The following is a 17331-nucleotide window of genomic DNA, read 5'->3' as shown; positions in this document are numbered from 1 at the left end:
CTTACTTTTTGAAGCAAGATATATTTTGGTTTTTATTTCTTTTAAAAATAGTAAACACTAATTTGTACTACAAATATAAACAGAACTTCAAACTGTTTACTACTTCAAACAAGAATTGTATCTTAAATGTTATATTTTTAAAAGGCAGAATCCTTATTTTTGCAAAAAAAAACGATATGAATATTATTTTTCAAACTTGGCCTTGGTATGTTTCTGGGTTTTTGATTGGCATGATTATGTTATCTCTTATCTATTTCGGAAAAGTTTTTGGGATGTCATCTAATTTGCGTTCGCTTTGTTCTATGGCAGGAGCAGGGAAATATGTTTCTTTTTTTAATTTTGATTGGAAATCGCAACGTTGGAATTTAGTAGTTGTGTTAGGTGCAATGTTGGGTGGTTTTGTAGCAGTTCATTTTATGAATGATCCGACAAATGTTGACATAAATCCAAAAACTATTCAACAGTTAGCACAATTAGGAATCGATGCTCCAAACGGAAAATTAATGCCAAACGCACTCTTTGGAGCTCAGGTTTTACAATCTCCAAAAAGTATTTTTATTCTATTAATCGGAGGTATATTAATAGGATTTGGAACCCGTTATGCAGGTGGTTGCACTTCAGGACATGCTATATCTGGTCTAAGTAATTTGCAACTTCCATCGCTGAAAGCTGTTATAGGATTTTTTGTTGGAGGATTAATTATGGCTCATTTTTTATTACCCTTAATTTTTTAGAATATGAATGTATTAAAATATTTAATAGTCGGATTTGTTTTTGGAATTGTACTGACAAAATCAGAAGCGGTTTCCTGGTATCGCATTTATGAAATGTTTCAATTTCAGTCCTTCCACATGTACGGAATTATTTCAGTTGCTATATTGACAGGGGTAATTGGTATTCAAATTATAAAAAGGAACAATATAAAGGACATAAATGGGCAACTAATAGAAATTCAGGACAAAGAAAAAGGTTCTGCCAGATACTGGATTGGCGGATTGTTTTTTGGGTTAGGTTGGGCGCTTGTAGGTTCTTGTCCAGGTCCCATATTTATACTGATAGGAGCTGGTTTTTGGAGCGTGCTTTTAGTGCTTTTTGGTGCTTTGTTGGGTACTTTTATTTATGGAATATTAAAAGATAAATTGCCGCATTAAATTTTTTATAATTTAAATTTGAATAGCATTTTCTAAAAAGGAAATGCTATTTTGTTCTGTTTAATTTCAAAATACCTACTACAATCAGGTATTGTGCAAGTAAGTAGGTTGCCATGATAAGAAATGAACTGAAAAGGATCGGTTTGTAAAATTTATTGAAAGCCAGAATGCTATCAGAACATACAAAAATAATGGCCCCCAGTAAAATATAACTCCCAGCAGGTTTACTCCATTTTAAATACCCTTTAAATGCAAATAAAAGCATTGTTGACAATATGATGGCATAAACAAAAACTGGAATTTTTAAATTACCTAAAGTTGGTAATAGTAATGATAACATTAATATTAAATAGACAATAATAGTTGTGATTCCCACCCAAAAAATAGCTTTATTCCTTGACGAATTTATTCTTAATTGTTTACTGAATAAAACGACATAAGCGATATGAGAAATTAGGAATGCAACTAATCCAATGATAAAGTAGATTTCTGACTTATCTGCAAATAGTAAAACGACGTCTCCCATCCAAGAAAAAGTCAAAGCAGTTAAAAGGAATCTTTTAGAAGGGAAATCGCGACATGAATAAACTGCAAGAAAAAGCAAAGGAATTAAAAAGGGTTTTAAAAACCACGAAATGTCTTCTCTTCCCAAAATAATAAATAATAGATAAGCAAAACTGATTCCAATATAGGCTTTGAATGATAAGGTACTTCTCATGAATTGTTTTTAAGATTATGTCGCTACTACTTTCTCTTTTTCGAAATTTACACTTACAAAGTAGACTGTGGCTATTAAGGATAACGTAAGATATCCAATAATGATATAATTTGCATAAGGGAAAAGCTGATTCATTGAAAACCAGTCCCCAAAATAAGCAATAATGGTTATCCCTAAAACAAATCGAATGATTTCCCAAAAGAGTGAAATTTTTCGCGCATCCATTAGTTCAGTATAGCTATAGACTGTTATGAAAACAAATGCCCCATATACAAACACATTGGGTAAACCAATTGTTGCAATGAAATTATATAAATAGCTGATAAATAATAAAGTAATTATAGCTTGAATTATAGACCAAAGCATTAGTTTTTTAGAATGTTGTGTTCCATATTTTTCAAAAGCATAAACATCTTTAATTTTGTGTACAGGATATTTTTCTTCAAAATTTTCTGGACGCCACCCCGTTGGTTTAAACCAAATAGTGAATTTATCTTTCCAGTTTTCGGCACGCCAAGCGTCGGTTATCAGTAGCCAAAGATGTTGAAAATTAATGCGGATCGGATTCCAGGTTTGTGCAGGCCTTGTGATTCCAAAAACGGGTGGAACTGATTCTAATTCTTCTTGAAATGTACCAAATAACTTATCCCAAATTATAAATATTTGGGAATGATTTTTATCTAGATATTCTGGATTAATAGCATGATGTACCCGATGATGTGATGGAGAGACCAAGATATTTTCCAGAAAACCAATTTTTTTAATGTGCTTGGTATGATACCAAAATTGAAGAAATAAATGAATGGGAAGTGTAATCGCAATCACTTTTGAAGGAACTCCTAACAGAGCCGCAGGAATAAGCAGAAAAGTAAATAGATTCACAAAACTGGATATGGGTTGGCGTAAAGCACAAGCTAAATTGAACTCTTCACTGCTGTGATGAATAGCATGCTTATTCCATAAAAAATTGATTTGATGCGAAAAACGATGGCTCCAGTAACCATAAAAATCGATAGCTATAAAACCAATGATATAAGCAAGAACGGTAGGTTCTAAATGGAAAATCGCAATTTTTGATGCAATCCAATCGTAAGAAATAAGGGTGATACTAAGTCCTAATACATCTTTCAAGGAATTAACCATTCCTGAACTTACGCTTGAAACTGAATCCATTGTAGGAGAAGTATCTTCTCCTTTATAATAACCATATATCTTCTCTATTATGATTAATAATAAAAAAATGGGCATTACAAAAACTAAAATTTTTCCGTATTCTTTCATAAAAGCCTGATGTGTTGTTCAAATATATAATAAAAGTATATATTTTTTGAATTATTTGCAATAATTCTACAATAGCTTATGGGAATTAAATAAGGTTAGATAATTTCAGCACTTAATCCAGCTTCTAATAGTTGGCTACACTGGGGTTTTAGCTTATTATAAGGACCAGTTTTTACAGTACATTTTCCGTTGTAATGAATAATTAATGAACATTGTTCGGCTTGTTCAGCAGTGTGATTACAAACGTGTATTAAAGTTTCAATGACATGATCAAAAGTATTTACATCATCATTATAAACAATAATTTCATTGTCAATGGATATAATTTCTTTTACACTGACTCTTTCTCTTTTTTTTTCTTTGGTACTCATTTTTAGATACTTTGGGGGTTAAATAAAAATATAGTTTAATTTATCGTTTCTTAAAAATACAAAATATAAAGTTTTGCATTGTTTTAAATGGGGTAATGTGATCTTCATTAATGCATTTTACTTTTTCAAACGCTGCTTGAAATTCATTTTTGAGAGTAGTTTCGGTATATTGTTTGATTTCAAGTCCGCTACATTTTGTAGGGCCTTTATCTGAAAAGGTGCCAATAATCAAAAAACCAGAAATCCATTTTTGAGCAATTTCAATGTAACTGTTTATCTGGTCATCACTAATCAAAAAATGAAATGTCGCTCGGTCATGCCAAATATCATAAGTTGTTATTGGATTGTAATCTGTCACATCCGAAACAATCCAAGTTACTTTTTCAGCCTTTTTTCCCAAACGAATTTTTGCTCGTTCCAATGCATTTGCCGAGATATCTAAAACGGTTATATTTTCATAACCGTCTTCCAATAAAAAATCAACAAGTTTGCTGTCGCCACCACCAATATCAATAATCTTTGCAGTTTTATCTAGATTTGTTCCTCGAATAAAATCAAGTGATACTTTAGGATTTTCCTGTGTCCAGCTTACTTCATTGGGTTGTTTAGTTTCATAAACAGTTTCCCAATGATTTTTTTTGTCGATTTTCATTTGGTTGATTTTCAGTACTAATTTACGTATTTTAGAGAAACCCAGTTGTTTCTTTCGAATTTTTTAACATAAATTAAACCTTTCTCTGTGCAAGAAGCGTCAATAAAAGGGATGTCTTCTACATAAAAACCGCTTAATAGCAGGGTTCCTTTTGGATTTAAACTTTCAACATAACTTTGCATATCGTTCAACAATATATTTCTATTGATGTTAGCAATTATCAAGTCATATTTTTTGCCTTTTAGCAGAGCGGCATCGCCTTCATAAACTGTAATATGTTCACAATTATTGCGTTCTGCATTTTCGATAGAATTCAAATAACACCAATTGTCAATATCAATTGCATCGATTGGTTGAGCTCCTTTCATTTCAGCAAGAATTGCCAAAATTGCTGTTCCGCAACCCATATCAAGTGTTTTTAAACCGGTAACATCAATTTCCAATAAATGTTGAATCATCATGTGTGTAGTTTCGTGATGACCAGTTCCAAAACTCATTTTTGGTTCAATTACAATATCAAATTCGGCATCCGTTTTTGGATGAAAAGGCGCACGTACATGGCAATTTCCATCTACATCGATTGGTTCAAAATTCTTTTCCCATTCCTCATTCCAGTTCACTTGCTCGATTTCTTCAAAAGAATAGTCAATTTTAAATTCTTCTGATTGTAAAATTTGAATTTCATCTAGAATCATTTCGTCCCATAAATCCTTTTGCACAAAAGCAGAAATACCCGTTTCGGTTTCAGTAAAACTTTCAAAAGCTTTTTCTCCTAATTGAGCAATTAATATTTCTGAACCTAATTCTTTTGGTTCTATGGTAAAATGATATCCGATATAAATGTTTGACATGTTTATTTTTTTTTGGGCAAAGGTAGTATTATCTCTTTTTATTGAAGAATTAAAACAAAAAAAAGGCTTGATAAAATACCAAACCTTTCTTTAATTTTGTATGAAAAATTATATAGCGCTCACAATAGCAACAAAATCATCTGATTTTAATGCAGCACCACCAATAAGACCTCCGTCTACATCTGGTTTAGAGAAAATTTCTTTTGCATTTTCTGGTTTTACACTTCCACCGTAAAGAATAGACACATCATCAGCGATGTCGCTTCCAAAAGCTTTACGTACAGTTTCTCTGATGAATTCGTGCATTTCCTGAGCTTGTTCTGGAGAAGCTGTCTCTCCAGTTCCAATAGCCCAAACTGGCTCGTATGCTAAAACAACATTTGCCCAGTCTTTTGCTTCTATATGGAACAAACCATCACGCAATTGATTTTCAACAATATTAAAATGATTTTTAGATTGACGGTCTTTCAATTCTTCACCAAAGCAGAAAATAACAGTCATATCATGTTCTAAAGCAGTATCAACTTTACTTGCAATTAAAGCATCTGTTTCGTTAAAAATTGCTCTACGCTCTGAATGTCCAAGAATTACGATATTCACACCAACACTTTTAAGCATATCAGCAGAAATTTCGCCTGTAAAAGCACCACTTTCAGCTTGATGTACATTTTGAGCAGCCACATCAATATTTGTAAATTCTAAATGATCAACAGCAGAAGCTAGGTTAACAAAAGTTGGAGCTACAATTACCTGTGCTTTAGTTTCTGTTGGGATTTTTGCAATTAATTCATTCAATAAATCTTCAGTCTGTTCTGCGTTTTTATGCATTTTCCAGTTTCCTGCTACAATCTTCTTTCTCATTTTGTTGTTTTTTATTTTAGTTAGGTAGTTTTTTTGAAATGAATACTGCTATTATTTCAATTTTTTTAAAGTTTCATTTATTAAGTCAAAATCAGTTTCTATCGCACGATATAAAACTATTTTTCCTGTATTGTCAATGATGATGTATCTTGGAATCCAATCCAAATCAATTGCTTTTCCGAATACACCTTTCATTTGGTCATTTGCCATGAAATGATCTCCTTTTAATTCGTGTTTTTCAATACCAACTTTCCATTTATCGGCAGCTTTGTCCATAGAAATAAACACATAAGCTAGATCAGGATTATTAGCCTGTAATTCTTTAATTTTTGGCATTGCTTTAACGCAGTCTCCGCACCAGGATGCCCAAACTTCAATTACTAAAGTTTTGCCTTTGTGTTTTTTTAAAATATTCTTAAAAGCAACTTGGCTACCATCAGTTGACAATAATGTTTCTGATAAGGCTTCTTTTGAAAATGCTGTTTTTTGGGCTTGTGTACAAGAAAATGTAACTAAAGCAATGAATAAAACGAATATTTTTTTCATTTTTTATAATTTGGAACAAAGTTAAACAAACAATTTGATTGGGGAATAGAGATTGACGAATTTTGAATTCTCTGCTATTATATCACAAAAAATGATTTTTTTGTAATGATAAAAGTAGTGAAATCGTAATAGTTAGCTGTTAAATGGAGCGTTTATTGAAATAAATTAAAAACAGGGCTTTCAAAGCGAACTAATTTATCCATTTTCAAGTGATATTTCAGTAAAATACAATACTAAATAGAACTAGACTTATGTGAATATATAAAATAAAAAAGGTTCAAAATTACCTGTTTCTGAAGCTTTAAACCTAATTTATTTATAGCGTTAAATCTTCAATATCGTTATAATGTACTTTTTGCAAAATGGTCCCTTTTTCAAGAACTACAATACTAGGATTGGCTCTTTCGATAGTTTTTAAAGCTGTGGCATCACAGAAATAAAAATCGAATGTCATTCCGAAATCTTTTTTTGATTTGGCAATTTCTTCCGGTGATGAAGCCGTCATTCCTATCACTTTATACCCTTTTGCTTTAGCTTCCTGATTCAATTTCTCTAATTTCATTACGCCTTCTTTATCAGCATGAACTAAATCATAAGCTACAATCATAACTAATTTTGGTTCATCTAAGAACTCATCTTTATAATCAGATCCGTCTTTTTCCATGGCAAAATCATGAATAGGAGGAACGTAACCTTCCGTAATCACTTTATCTTTTCGGTCTACAAATGTGGCTCCTTCAGGTAATGCTATTAAATCCTTTTCAGTAAATTCTTTGTCAACACCATTTACCTTATAAATGAAAATCATTTCGACTACACTTTTTGGTGCGTTATCAGGAATTCTCATTCCTTTTTGGATGTTGGTTCCTACTTTATACGGACGAAAATCGATTATAGGCAAATGATTGATAACCCAATATCCCATAAATGCACAGGAAACGATACTTGCAAAAGCCAATATATTTTGAAAAGTATTTCCAAATAACGGTTTTACTAATTTTCTGTTGAAAAATAGAATCAGAATAAAAAATAATAAAACTACATCTTTGGTAAAGGATTGCCATGGCGTAATGTGTAAAGCATCACCAAAACAACCACAGTCTCTAACAACATCAAAATAGGCGGAATAAAATGTTAGGAAAGTGAAAAATACAATCAATAGCAGTAAACTGTTAATCGTAAATTTTGATTTGTAACCAATGAGCAACATAACACCCAAGACAACCTCAAGAATAACCAAAAATAAGGCAATCGCTAATGCAAATGGTACTAAGAAAGGCATGTTGAAAACGGGTTCACCAAAATATTCTGCCAGTTTATAAGAAAAACCAATTGGGTCGTTCAGCTTTATTAATCCCGAAATGATAAATAAGATTCCAACGAAAATTCGGGAGAATTGAGTAATTATATTTTTCATAGTTTTATTTTAATTTTTATTTCCAAAGCCCATTAAAATTAAGGCGAAAATCGAATAATTAATCATATCCTGATAATTGGCATCAATGCCTTCAGAAACCAATGTTTTCCCTTTATTATCTTCAATTTGTTTCACACGAAGCAGTTTTTGCAAAATCAAATCTGTAAGCGAACTGACACGCATATCGCGCCAAGCTTCTCCATAATCATGATTTTTGGCTTCCATTAAATCTTTGGTCAGTGTAACTTTGGCATCGTATAATTCGGTCGCTTTTGAAACTTCTAAATCAGGTTGATCTGCAACGCCTAATTCCAATTGAATTAATGCCATGATGGAATAATTGATAATCCCGATGAATTCACCCGTTTCATCTTCGTCAATTTTGCGAATTTCGTTTTCTTGTAAACTGCGAATTCTTTGTGCTTTAATGTAGATTTGGTCTGTCAGTGATGGCAATCTTAAAATACGCCAGGCACATCCATAATCTTTCATTTTGTTGATAAACAGCGAACGACAAATCGCAATCACAGTATCATATTCCTTTGAAGTATTCTTCATTATTGGTGTATATTTGTCTAAAATTTTTTCAAAAATAGCATATTTTTTTTGAATGTAGAATTTTGAAGTCTTTAAAACTGTAAACAAATGACTATTAACTGCAAAGGACAACTCATCGACTTATCAACTCCAAAAGTAATGGGGATTTTGAATGTGACACCCAACTCTTTTTTTGATGGTGGAAAGTATAAAAATGAAAACGAAATACTTTCTCGGATTGAAAAAATGCTTTTTGATGGAGCTACTTTCATTGATTTAGGAGCGTATTCCAGTAAGCCTAGTGCCGAATTTGTTTCGGAACAAGAAGAAATTTCAAGAATTGTTCCAGCTATTGATTTGATTCTAAAAAAATTCCCGGAAACCATTCTTTCTATTGATACTTTTAGAGCTGAAGTGGCGAAAGCCTCCATAGAAAGTGGAGCGGCCATCATTAACGATATTGCTGCAGGAAATTTGGACGAAAAGATGTTTGAAATTATTGCAAAATACAATGTTCCTTATATCATGATGCACATGCGTGGGAATCCTCAAACCATGCAAACACTCACGAATTATGATGATATTGTAAAAGAAATGCTATTCTATTTTTCGGAACGAATTGCCAAGGCAAGAAGTTTTGGACTCAATGATTTAATTATTGATCCTGGTTTTGGCTTTGCAAAAACACTGGAACAAAACTACGAAGTATTTCAAAAAATAGAATTATTCAATATGCTTGAATTACCGCTTTTAGTTGGGATTTCAAGGAAATCCATGATTTCTAAAGCTTTAAATGTCAACACTGAATCCGCTTTAAACGGAACTACAGTTTTAAATACTCTGGCACTGACCAAAGGAGCAAAAATCCTTCGCGTACATGATGTAAAAGAAGCTATGGAATGCGTTACCTTATTTAATAAAATAAACCTATAATGATGAAATATTTTACGCTAATTGTTCTTTTTATTTTGTTTTCTTGCGGGAACAAAGAGGATATTTTATTGCCAAAAGCCAGTACAACAATCGTCAAAAATGTAGAAGATCATTCGCCAATCTATATTTTCTTTAGAACAAAAGAGAAAGATACATTGGCAGAAGTAAACCGAAAAAATGAGATTATTTCTACCAATTGGATTTTTAATATTGACAAGCGTTTGCCTTTGAGATTAGTCATTCCTGAAGTCATGAAACTGCAAAATAAAAAGCGAGAAGAAAAAGCTCATAAGAACGAATTAGCACAGAATTATTATTCCTATGCTGATACTATTGGCAAAAACTTGGCTTTTATTCCTTTTACAAAAGTATTTTACAAACTGGAAAAACCAATTGGAACCATCATATTTTTCAATAAGAATAATGAGATTTTAATTGAAAATCAAGTTCTCAAAAAAGAAAAACTTCAAGATTTAATTAACAACATTTTATCCAAAGAAGTTGCAACTAACTTTTTATTTAGGTTTGATAAAGATTTAAGTTTTGGAAATTACATTCAAGATAAAATTTTCATTGAAAGTTTAAAAATAGCTATAAAAAGTAATCAAGAATTTATTTATTAGGAACTTTAAACAAAGAAAACCTGAAACAATTTTTTTACTGGTGATGATAGGGTTCGTTTCTCAAAATTGTAAAACCGCGATACAATTGTTCGATAAAAAATAATCGAACCATTTGGTGCGAAAAAGTCATTAGCGACAGCGATATTTTCCCTTGCGCTTTAGCATAAACTGTTTCCGAAAACCCGTAAGGACCGCCAATTACAAAAACTAAAGTTTTGACACCAGAGTTCATTTTTTTTTGTAATTCTTCTGAAAAAGCAACGCTGGAAAAGTTTTTTCCATTTTCGTCCAATAAGATGAGTTGGTCAGTTGGCGTGATTTTTGCTAAAATCAATTCACCTTCTTTCTCTTTCTGCTGACTCTCGGATAAGTTTTTTACGTTCTTAATATCAGGGATAATATCGAGGTCAAACTTGATATAAAAAGACAAACGCTTGGTGTAATCGTCAATTAAGGACTGTAAGGCTTTGTTATCGGTTTTACCAATAGCAATCAATTTAATGTTCATTTTATTGAATTTCAGATGTTGCAAAGATAAGAAGTTGGTGAAGAAATAAAAGTAGTGAAAATGATATGTTTTATTGAAATTACATGTTTTCAAATCCACAAAATAAATCTTACTTTAGCATTCCATAAATTTCCTATAAAATGATTAGCGAAGCACAGTTGAATAACGAGTTACACATATTAATAGAAAATGCTATTCGGGAAGATGTCGGCCCTGGCGATTATAGTTCTTTGGCCTGTATTCCTGCAACGGCAACTGGTAAAGCGAAATTACTTGTAAAAGAGGATGGAATTATAGCCGGTGTGGCTTTTGCCAAAATGGTTTTCGAATATGTAGATCCTAATTTACAAATAGAAACGTTCATTGAGGACGGAACGCGAGTGAAAAAAGGCGATGTTGTTTTTCATGTTTCGGGAAGTTCACAATCCATCTTAAAATCGGAACGGGTAGTTTTAAATTCGATGCAAAGAATGTCAGCAATTGCGACTAAAACCAAAGAATATGTCCATCTTTTAGAAGGAACGAATACTAAAATCCTTGACACGCGAAAAACGACACCCGGTTTTAGAGCTTGTGAAAAATGGGCAGTAAAAATAGGCGGAGGTGAAAACCACCGTTTTGCTTTGTATGACATGATTATGTTGAAGGACAATCACAATGATTTTGCAGGCGGAATTACTTTGGCCATAGCCAAAACCAAAGCTTTTCTCAAAGAAAATAAACTGAATCTAAAAATTATTGTCGAGGCAAGAAACTTGGATGAAATCAAAGAAATACTAGAAAGCGAAGGTGTCTATAGAATTTTGATTGACAATTTTAATTATGAAGATACTCAAAAAGCAGTAACTTTGATAGGAGATAAATGCCAAACTGAATCTTCGGGAAATATCAATGAAGAAACAATTCGTCATTATGCAGAATGTGGTGTCGATTATATTTCGTCAGGAGCTCTAACACATTCGGTCTATAACATGGATTTGAGCCTAAAAGCAATATGAGTAAAGAAATAGAAGCCAGAATAGAAAAAATTCCCGTAATACGGAATCTTGCTCGTGGGTTAAAAAAAATAAAACTCCCATGGTTGCAAGGATTGTCTCTTTATGACTTGTTGGAATTATACGGATTAGGAATTGTCGAAAGCGCCTTGACTTATCATGCCAGTGCCATTGCATTTAGTTTCTTCATGGCATTATTTCCATTTGCATTGTTTATATTAAATCTAATTCCTTATATCCCAATCGAAGGCTTTCAAGAAGATTTTCTTCAATTTGTACGACAAGGAGTTCCGCCTAATACCTATGATGCTATTTACAAAATCATCAATGATATACTTCATAATAGCCATTCCGGATTATTGTCTTCGGGATTTATATTGTCTATTTTCTTGATGGCAAATGGGTTAAACGGCATCTTGGGAGGATTCGAATCCTCGCGTCACGTCCTCATCAAAAGAGGATTTATCCACCAATACATTGTTGCTCTTGGCATGTCATTATTATTGTCAATACTATTGATTGTAACCGTTTCAGCAATTGTTGTTTTTGAGGTTTTTATCCAAAAAACGATATTGAGTGACCAAGTGGAATTGATTATTTTATGGCGCTATGCGTTTATCATTGTAATGATTTTGATCACAACATCCATACTTTTCAAGTTTGGTACCATGCATGATAAAAACAGAGCTTTTATCTCTATAGGTTCTGTATTTACTACTATTCTGATTCTTTTGGATTCCTATGGTTTTGGAATTTGGGTCATCCGATTTTCAAAATACAATGAATTATACGGCTCCATAGGAACCCTATTAATCATGATGTTTTACATCTGGATCAACTGCATGATATTATTACTTGGTTTCGAATTAAATGGAACAGTAAATAAACTAAAAATAAAAAAAGAAGGCTAGTTTTTAGGAGCTATTTCCTGCTGTTCGTTTTAATCTTTTTATCCGCCGAAAAGGCGGATAAAAAGGATTTCCACTGCCATCAGGGCTAGGGAATTTCGGTTACAATAAACGAATCTGTTTCATTTTAAATTTGTAATTTTAGACAAACAAATTCCAAGATGAGCCCAATTTATATTGACCAAAAAGAAATTCTGAAACGCTACAAACAACCAGATAAATTCACACACAAAGGAATTCAGGGACATGCCATTATCATTGGTGGGAGTTATGGAAAGATTGGAGCTGCTTGTCTTTCTTCCAAAGCTTGCCTGAAAACTGGCTGTGGATTAGTATCTGTTTTTATCCCAAAATGCGGCTATGATATCCTTCAAATCGCCATTCCAGAAGTTATGGTCCTTACGGATAATCTGGAAAAATACATTTCGGATATTACTTTCGACATTAAACCTCAAGCTATAGGAATTGGTCCCGGTTTGGGACAAGAAATCGAAACGCAACAAGCCGTTTACAAATTCTTTAAAACGAATAAAATTTCTTTGGTAATCGATGCTGACGCGTTGAATATTCTTTCCAAAAACAAAGAATGGCTTCCTTTATTGCAACCCAAAACCATCCTAACGCCACACCCAAAAGAACTAGAACGATTAATAGGAAAATGGAATTCTGAACAGGAAAAAATAGCTAAAACAATCGCATTTTCTAAACAGTATAACTTGATTATTGTGATGAAAGGAGCGCCAACACGCATTATTGATGAAGAAATAATTTATGAAAACACTACTGGAAATGCCGCTTTGGCTACTGCAGGAACTGGGGACGTATTAACCGGAATGATTACCAGTTTATTGGCGCAATCCTATGAACCTATTAATGCTGCGATACTTGGTGTTTATCTTCATGGTTTAACAGCTGATATTGCGTTGCCTGAAACTGGTTTTCAGTCCTTTATCGCTTCTGATGTTATTGCTAATATTGGGAAAGCTTTTTTAAGCCTGGAAAATTTGAGCAAATAGGTGCTTGCAAATGAATTTCAGCGTAGTTATTTGTAAGTTTGTACCTAAGCAAAATAGCTTTATCCAATTCAATTATGGAAAAAATACCCCATCTTAGAACCGTAAATGTTACGAGATACATCACTCCTTTGCGGGAAGGTGGTTCTTTACCTGCACTTGCTGAAGCCGATGATGATTTTAAATATGTCTTGAAATTCAAAGGTGCCGGCCACGGCGTAAAAGCCTTAATTGCCGAATTAATTGGCGGAGAAATTGCTCGTTTTTTAAACCTAAAAATGCCGGAACTTGTTTACGCAAATCTCGACGAAGCTTTTGGTCGTTCAGAAGGGGATGAAGAAATTCAGGACCTGCTTCAAGGAAGCCAAGGACTTAATTTAGCATTGCATTATCTATCTGGAGCTATAACATTTGATCCGGTTGTAACGGTTGTTGATGCAAAATTAGCTTCTCAAATTGTATGGTTGGATGCTTTTATCACTAATGTGGACCGAACGTTTAGAAATACAAATATGCTGATATGGCACAAGGAATTGTGGCTGATAGATCATGGAGCAAGTCTTTATTTTCATCATTCATGGACTAATTGGGAAAAGCATGCTAAAAGTCCTTTTGCACTTATAAAAGACCATGTGTTGTTGCCGCAGGCTTCTCTGTTAAAAGAAACTGATATGCAATTCAAAGAAAAAATAACGGATGAAGTACTGCATTCTATTGTGAATCTTATTCCAACGGATTGGCTGCAATGGGAAGATACAGATGAAACTCCGGAAGCTATTCGGGAAGTCTATTTCCAGTTTTTATCCATACGCTTAAACCATTCCGAAATTTTTATAAACGAAGCCCAAAATGCAAGAGAAGCACTTATATGAGTATGCCGTAATCCGGGTTGTGCCAAGGGTAGAACGCGAAGAATTCCTTAATGTGGGTATTATTCTTTTTTGTAAAAAAGCCAAGTTTATAAAAGTGCTTTGTTCGTTTAACGAAGCAAAGCTTCAATTGTTTTCGGCTGATTTGGATTTGGATCAATTGCAATTAAATTTACAAGCTTTTGAGAAAGTAGGACATGGTGAGAAATCAGGTGGGCCAATAGGACAATTTGATATTCCGTCCCGTTTTCGCTGGTTAACAGCCATTCGTAGTTCGGCGATTCAAACTTCAAGACCGCATTCGGGATTGTGTGATGATTTGGAACAAACAGCACAACGCTTGTTTGAGGAAATGGTATTGTAATAAAGATATAGTGTTCTGATAAAAATAGTATTCTGAAGCGTCTAATTAAGTTTTAAAAAAATTAAGCAATACTATTTAGGTGACGTGCAAGATGCATTCCCATGCTAAAGCAAGCCTGAAGCAGATAACCACCTGTGGGTGCATCCCAGTCCAGCATTTCGCCAATGCAATAGTGATATTTCTTGTTTTTTAATTGAAAATTTTCATCCACAGCATTCAATTGAACACCTCCAGTAGTGGATATTGCATCGTTCACTAGAGCTGAACCTGTTATTTCGATTTTTAGTTTTTTGATGTTTTGTGCTAATAACTCCGGATTCAGGTAGGTTTCTTTTGAAAGGTATTTTTTCAAAAGTCCAACCTGAGCGCTACTCAATTTAACCTCTTTTAGTAATTTTTCGCTCGTCTTTTTTAAAGTCGAATTTTTAATTTTTTGATATAAATCATCATAACTTAATGCGGGTTTTAAGTCTAGAAAAATAGTAGCTTTTTGCTGGCTTTCGAGCTGTTTTCTAATTTGTGGACTAAGCGCATAAATGGCATTTCCTTCTAAACCAAAATGCGTGATTACTGCTTCGCCTTTTTGAGATTTATTCAAACAGCTGATAGAAATATTTTTAAGCGGACTGCCTTCATGTTCCAAAATAAAATCTTCAGGCCATTGGACACGATATGCACAGTTAGAAGATTGAAACGGAACGATATCGACATTGTTTTTTTTGAATAAATCAAGCCAGCTTCCATCAGATCCTGTAACTTTCCAGCTCCCGCCACCCAAGGCAAAAATAGTATAGTCTGATTGTATTTCGATATCCGTATTAAAAATAAGATTATTATTGTCAGTCCAACCCGTCCAGGTGTGTTGGTATTGTAGGTTTACGCCCTGTTTTTTCAGAACATTGAGGATTGCATTGAGTACCGTTATGGGTTTAATGCCACTTTCCGGATACACGCGTTTGCTGCTGCCTATGTATGTGGGAATACCTAAAGTGCCAATCCATTTTCGGAAATCGTGATTGTCAAAATCAAGGAGTGCTTTTTCTAAAAAATCGGATGGCGTATACCGCGCTATGAGCTCAGCTATAGGTTCTGAATGGGTGAGGTTAAAACCTCCTTTTCCAGCCACTAGAAATTTTCTTCCCAATGTTTTATTTTTCTCGTATATAGTAACGGTAAATTTCTCGCAATCCAGTAATGCAGCGAGCAAAAGTGCTGCAGGTCCTCCTCCAATAATTGAAACTGATTTCTTCACGCCACAAAAATACGCTTTGTTTACTGATTAATGTTGGTATGGATTTTATATTATAATTTGGGCGTAACCCTAAAGCAGAAAATCGTGTTTTATATTCACGAATCTGCAGCTTTGGGTCGGGCTTTTGGCTCTATCTTTATTTTTTGAAAGAAAAAAATAAAGGATGCCGCCGCAATCCCTTACGCGAGCAGCCGGAGATAAAGAGAAATTTTACTTATCGCTAGATTCTATTCTCTTGAAATATCTTTTCCAATTGCTCAAGACAAGCGGTAATGCCTTGCTCAAAGCCCATTTCAATAATGGTTTCTATCTCTTTTTCATTAGAATAAAACATCTTGAATTCAACCAAAGTACGATTATCTGTTTCGGTAAAAACAATAGTTCCTTTAGAAACCGGCAGAGAAGAGTTTATATTTCCGTCTTCATCACAAAAACCGTCTTTGATTGCAAAACTTTTATGAGGTGCTATGGCAGTATAGTCCATACGGCCCCAATGCTTTTCATTTTCTGGACTTACCATAGCATACAACCAATATCCACCAACTGTGAAGTCCATTGTTTTGGTTTCGGCTTTCCAAGGTTGTGGAGCCCACCATTGTTCCAATAATTCACTTTCGGTGTAAGCACGCCAAACTTTTTCAAGCGGAGCAGTAAATTCTCTGGAAACAAGAACTGATTTCTCCTCTAAATCTTTTACAACTAGTGTTTTGTCGCTATTTTCCATTTTATTTCGATTTAAGATTTGTTTATTGTCACTTAATTATTTTTGTAAAAAGAGTATGAAATTACATAATCTTTTTCTCTAACACAATAAATTCCAATGGTTGTTCTGAGATTTGAACATGAACATTACTTGCCGGAAATGGTTCTCTTACTCCCGTATCAACATAACCATTGCGTTTGTACCAAGCAATTAATTCTTCCCTGATGGATATCACTGTCATTACAATTTTTGGTAATTCTAGCACCGAAGCATGAATTTCGGCCTGCTGCAATAATTTTTTGCCAATGCCACTGTTTTGTAATTCAGGCGAAACTGTAAGCATTCCTAAATACAATTGTTGCTCTTTTTCAATCAGCAATACGCAACCTATAATCGCATCTTTTTCCGTAAATTTCAGTATCGTATTTTTAGTATTCTGGATGGTTTCAGTTAGTTCCTGTTCAGTGGTTCGGAGTCCTTCTAAAATATTGGCTTCAGTTGTCCATCCTTTCTTGGATGATTCTCCACGATACGCTGAGTTAATTAATTTATTTAATGCCGTAACGTCTTCTAAAGTTGCTCTTGTAATCATGAATGCTACTATTATATTTTTTTTCTTTTTCAAAGGTAGAAAAAAGGATAACACAATTATATTTCAGCATTATTGAACCGACTAAAATTATAGAAATTCCAACCATTGAGGTTGAAAGTAAAAAAACTTGAATGTAAAAGGTCTAATGTCAAAAAAGTAATTCTACAAGTAAAAGCAATAATTGTG

Annotated in this window: 22 protein-coding genes; 9 read left to right on the top strand and 13 right to left on the bottom strand. The window is 33.5% G+C overall.

Going from position 1 to position 17331, the window contains the following annotated elements; all coding sequences use genetic code 11:
- The first annotated feature begins 176 nt into the window (after positions 1-176).
- Both T410_RS14405 and T410_RS14400 read left to right on the top strand, forming a co-directional pair.
- Entirely contained in the window at positions 177-734 is a 558-nt protein-coding gene (locus T410_RS14405) for a YeeE/YedE family protein (protein WP_035674647.1), read from the top strand.
- Between the two features lie 3 nt (positions 735-737).
- On the top strand, positions 738-1151 hold the full coding sequence (locus tag T410_RS14400; protein WP_035673030.1) for a DUF6691 family protein: 414 nt from the start codon (positions 738-740) through the stop codon (positions 1149-1151).
- A gap of 46 nt (positions 1152-1197) precedes the next feature.
- On the opposite strand, the gene T410_RS14395 is transcribed toward T410_RS14400, so the two are convergent.
- From T410_RS14395 to T410_RS14355, 9 genes are all read right to left on the bottom strand, one after another.
- Positions 1198-1869 (bottom strand): lysoplasmalogenase, encoded by a 672-nt coding sequence (locus T410_RS14395; RefSeq protein WP_035673028.1) that lies wholly within the window; start codon positions 1867-1869, stop codon positions 1198-1200.
- A gap of 15 nt (positions 1870-1884) precedes the next feature.
- Positions 1885-3150: a sterol desaturase family protein gene (locus T410_RS14390; protein ID WP_035673026.1), complete on the bottom strand. Its 1266-nt coding sequence runs from the start codon at positions 3148-3150 to the stop codon at positions 1885-1887.
- Positions 3151-3245: 95 nt separating this feature from the next.
- Positions 3246-3521, bottom strand: a complete 276-nt coding sequence (locus tag T410_RS14385) for an ATP-dependent Clp protease adaptor ClpS (protein ID WP_035673024.1) — start codon at positions 3519-3521, stop codon at positions 3246-3248.
- A 40-nt stretch (positions 3522-3561) separates the two neighbouring features.
- Positions 3562-4173 carry a trans-aconitate 2-methyltransferase gene (locus T410_RS14380; RefSeq protein ID WP_035673021.1) on the bottom strand — a complete coding sequence of 204 codons (612 nt, stop codon included), beginning with the start codon at positions 4171-4173 and terminating at the stop codon, positions 3562-3564.
- Between the two features lie 17 nt (positions 4174-4190).
- Complete coding sequence (prmA, locus tag T410_RS14375) at positions 4191-5024, bottom strand: 50S ribosomal protein L11 methyltransferase (protein ID WP_035673019.1); 834 nt, start codon at positions 5022-5024, stop codon at positions 4191-4193.
- A gap of 108 nt (positions 5025-5132) precedes the next feature.
- Positions 5133-5885 carry a triose-phosphate isomerase gene (gene tpiA / locus T410_RS14370; protein WP_035673017.1) on the bottom strand — a complete coding sequence of 251 codons (753 nt, stop codon included), beginning with the start codon at positions 5883-5885 and terminating at the stop codon, positions 5133-5135.
- Positions 5886-5936: 51 nt separating this feature from the next.
- Complete coding sequence (locus T410_RS14365; RefSeq protein ID WP_035673014.1) at positions 5937-6431, bottom strand: TlpA disulfide reductase family protein; 495 nt, start codon at positions 6429-6431, stop codon at positions 5937-5939.
- 316 nt (positions 6432-6747) lie between these two features.
- Positions 6748-7848: a BT_3928 family protein gene (locus tag T410_RS14360; protein WP_035673011.1), complete on the bottom strand. Its 1101-nt coding sequence runs from the start codon at positions 7846-7848 to the stop codon at positions 6748-6750.
- 9 nt (positions 7849-7857) lie between these two features.
- On the bottom strand, positions 7858-8406 hold the full coding sequence (locus T410_RS14355; protein WP_035674644.1) for a DUF1599 domain-containing protein: 549 nt from the start codon (positions 8404-8406) through the stop codon (positions 7858-7860).
- A gap of 87 nt (positions 8407-8493) precedes the next feature.
- Here T410_RS14355 and folP point away from each other — a divergent pair, with 87 nt between their 5' ends.
- The gene (gene folP, locus T410_RS14350) at positions 8494-9318 is read left to right on the top strand and encodes a dihydropteroate synthase (RefSeq protein ID WP_035673008.1); all 825 of its coding nucleotides are present in this window, start codon (positions 8494-8496) and stop codon (positions 9316-9318) included.
- Positions 9318-9941, top strand: coding sequence for a hypothetical protein (locus T410_RS14345; RefSeq protein WP_238567384.1), 624 nt, complete (start codon positions 9318-9320; stop codon positions 9939-9941). Before folP ends, T410_RS14345 begins: the two co-directional genes overlap by 1 nt.
- A gap of 34 nt (positions 9942-9975) precedes the next feature.
- On the opposite strand, the gene rlmH is transcribed toward T410_RS14345, so the two are convergent.
- Complete coding sequence (gene rlmH, locus T410_RS14340) at positions 9976-10449, bottom strand: 23S rRNA (pseudouridine(1915)-N(3))-methyltransferase RlmH (protein WP_035673006.1); 474 nt, start codon at positions 10447-10449, stop codon at positions 9976-9978.
- Between the two features lie 140 nt (positions 10450-10589).
- Between rlmH and nadC the strand changes: the two genes are divergently transcribed.
- The 5 genes from nadC (at position 10590) to T410_RS14315 (ending at position 14598) form a co-directional block, all read left to right on the top strand.
- Positions 10590-11447: a carboxylating nicotinate-nucleotide diphosphorylase gene (nadC, locus tag T410_RS14335; RefSeq protein ID WP_035673003.1), complete on the top strand. Its 858-nt coding sequence runs from the start codon at positions 10590-10592 to the stop codon at positions 11445-11447.
- Complete coding sequence (locus T410_RS14330) at positions 11444-12355, top strand: YihY/virulence factor BrkB family protein (protein ID WP_035673000.1); 912 nt, start codon at positions 11444-11446, stop codon at positions 12353-12355. Before nadC ends, T410_RS14330 begins: the two co-directional genes overlap by 4 nt.
- Positions 12356-12513: 158 nt before the next feature.
- Positions 12514-13368 (top strand): NAD(P)H-hydrate dehydratase, encoded by an 855-nt coding sequence (locus tag T410_RS14325; RefSeq protein ID WP_035672997.1) that lies wholly within the window; start codon positions 12514-12516, stop codon positions 13366-13368.
- Between the two features lie 74 nt (positions 13369-13442).
- On the top strand, positions 13443-14237 hold the full coding sequence (locus T410_RS14320; protein ID WP_035672993.1) for a HipA family kinase: 795 nt from the start codon (positions 13443-13445) through the stop codon (positions 14235-14237).
- On the top strand, positions 14215-14598 hold the full coding sequence (locus T410_RS14315; RefSeq protein WP_035672990.1) for a DUF3037 domain-containing protein: 384 nt from the start codon (positions 14215-14217) through the stop codon (positions 14596-14598). The genes T410_RS14320 and T410_RS14315 overlap by 23 nt, the downstream gene beginning before the upstream one ends.
- A gap of 61 nt (positions 14599-14659) precedes the next feature.
- Here T410_RS14315 and T410_RS14310 read toward each other — a convergent pair whose 3' ends face one another.
- The 3 genes from T410_RS14310 to T410_RS14300 all read right to left on the bottom strand — a co-directional run bounded on the left by T410_RS14310 (position 14660) and on the right by T410_RS14300 (position 17145).
- The gene (locus tag T410_RS14310) at positions 14660-15850 is read right to left on the bottom strand and encodes a TIGR03862 family flavoprotein (RefSeq protein ID WP_035672988.1); all 1191 of its coding nucleotides are present in this window, start codon (positions 15848-15850) and stop codon (positions 14660-14662) included.
- A 220-nt stretch (positions 15851-16070) separates the two neighbouring features.
- Positions 16071-16574, bottom strand: coding sequence for an SRPBCC domain-containing protein (locus tag T410_RS14305; RefSeq protein WP_035672985.1), 504 nt, complete (start codon positions 16572-16574; stop codon positions 16071-16073).
- Positions 16575-16635: 61 nt separating this feature from the next.
- Complete coding sequence (locus tag T410_RS14300; protein WP_035672983.1) at positions 16636-17145, bottom strand: GNAT family N-acetyltransferase; 510 nt, start codon at positions 17143-17145, stop codon at positions 16636-16638.
- Positions 17146-17331 lie beyond the last annotated feature (186 nt).

Origin of the sequence: Flavobacterium sp. 83, from assembly GCF_000744835.1 — a bacterium.
Lineage (GTDB): Bacteria > Bacteroidota > Bacteroidia > Flavobacteriales > Flavobacteriaceae > Flavobacterium.
The sequence above is the reverse complement of the archived record's forward strand: the minus strand, read 5'-3'. Positions and strand labels throughout refer to the sequence as shown.